Source organism: Aeromonas sp. LsrichE-8G, from assembly GCF_022869435.1.
GTDB lineage: Bacteria > Pseudomonadota > Gammaproteobacteria > Enterobacterales > Aeromonadaceae > Aeromonas > Aeromonas caviae.
Map to the genome: position 1 here is coordinate 1 of NZ_JALIHH010000143.1, position 293 is coordinate 293.

General features: G+C 53.2%; 1 protein-coding gene. It reads right to left on the reverse strand.

Translation table 11 applies throughout. The features are described from left to right. The coding region (locus MUW49_RS17710) for a transposase (RefSeq protein ID WP_244813031.1) at positions 1-293 on the reverse strand (293 nt) is incomplete at both ends.

Genomic DNA, 293 nt, shown 5'->3' on the forward strand with positions numbered 1-293 from the left:
GCTGGCAACCTTCAAATCCTCAATGACGATCATCGCGTGGTTTTTGCTGATAGTCGTTGTGACCTTGTGAAGGTAATCGCGGCGGGTATTGGCGATATGTGAGTGCAGCCGCTGGATCTTGGCTTTTTGTTTCTTCCAGTTGCTGCCGAACTTTACCTTTTTGCTCAACTGGCGTTGGAGCCTTGCCAGCTTGGTCTGATTGGTTTTGAAGCTGTTGACGGGCTCAAACACCGTGCCGTCTGACAGGGTTGCGAGCTTGGCGATCCCCGCATCTAGCCCGACCATTGAGCCGG